Source organism: Alteromonas sp. G4i35, from assembly GCF_054960375.1.
In genome coordinates this window covers 1-1,412 of the sequence record NZ_JBHNZD010000064.1, presented here as the reverse complement: position 1 = coordinate 1,412, position 1,412 = coordinate 1, and the positions used below count along the sequence as shown (strand labels likewise).

Below are 1,412 nucleotides of genomic sequence, written 5' to 3'. Positions count from 1 at the left end.
ATACCATATATGGACCCTCTCCGATTGCAAGACACCGTGTTGATTTAATAACGTGATTCATTGCTGCCATATATTCGGCTTTTTCGTGAAGTCAATTGACTTCTAGCCTTGATGGTTGTTCGCATCTTGTTGTCTCATCAATCCGGCGGCCTCGAAGGCCCTTGGTATAAACTGATTTGAACAAGATGGTTATGAACCGTTAATCATCAGTACGTTGTCTTTTTGCAATATGTTGATAGGCTTTCTGTTTTAGTTTATTTACTTATCTTTGGTTTGGGTTTCATCGGCTAAGCCGCTGCTTTATTTATCAGTCCTGGCTGGTAGTCCTGTTGATAGTGCAGCATAGCCCAGGCCATTCTTACCATTTTATTAGCCAGTGCGACGCACGCTTTGTTAAAGCTCATGCGTGCTAAACAAGCCCGACACCACTCGCTCACCTTATCGGTTTTATCACCAATATGGCGCAAGGCGGCCCTGGCGCCGTTAATTATCTGGGTCCGTAAATACGTGTTCCCTCGCTTGCTAATACCCAACAATCTCAGGTTATCTCCCGTTGTATGTTGTTTGGGCACTACACCTAACCAAGCGGCTAAATGTCGGCCGCTATTAAAAGCCTGACCTTGTCCAATGCCTGCATATAAGGCGGTAGCAATCAAAGGCCCAATTCCTGTCATGCTCATTAAACGCTCGCATACAGGCTGGCTTTGTGAGAACGCTTTCAACTCCTTATCCATTTCTTTTATGTGCTCTCGCAGTTCCCGCAAATCATTGAGTAAGCCTTGAAACTGTCGGCGAGCTAACATACTCAATCCATTGTCAGCTTCTTCCAGGGTTAAAGGCAGCTCTTTCACCAAAGTCGCTACACCCCGTGCATACACAATACCGTATTCGCTCAACAAGCCTCTTATCTGATTACTCAACGCCGTTTGCTGCGCTATCATACGCTCTCTAATCCGATGCATAAGCTGGATGTCTTGTTGGTCCTGAGACTTAAACGGCACAAATCGCATCCCTTCGCGTTGTGATGCCTCGGCTATCGCCTCTGCATCATTGTAATCGTGTTTATTGCCTTTTCGGTATGCTACAACGTATTGCGGTGCTATTGCTTTGACTTCATGCCCGGCTTTCGTCAATTCCCTACACCAGTAATGGCAACTTCCACAGGCTTCCATCACTACAATGCATGGCTCCAGTTGACTAAAATAGGACAACATCTGGTGACGCCTTAATTTCTTCTTTCTGAGCACTCTGCCTGACTGATTCATAAAAACTAAATGAAAAACAGACTTGGCGATATCGAGACCTATTGTTACCTTACTCATGTGACCTTCTCCTTCTTGATAGTGATTTGAACAACCCTATCTTGGCTCATTTGAAGCCTTTATGGGAGGAGAGGGTCCATACCATTAATC

The 1,412-nt window shown here is 45.1% G+C and carries 1 protein-coding gene; it reads right to left on the bottom strand.

What is annotated here, in order from left to right; translation table 11 throughout:
* Positions 1-287: 287 nt before the first annotated feature.
* Complete coding sequence (locus tag ACFI6L_RS20220) at positions 288-1,322, bottom strand: IS110 family RNA-guided transposase (RefSeq protein WP_462574699.1); 1,035 nt, start codon at positions 1,320-1,322, stop codon at positions 288-290.
* Positions 1,323-1,412 lie beyond the last annotated feature (90 nt).

Coding starts and splice junctions, on each gene's coding strand:
- ACFI6L_RS20220 (WP_462574699.1), bottom strand. CDS start 1,322: ATGAGTAAGGTAACAATAGGTCTCGATATCGCCAAGTCTGTTTTTCAT.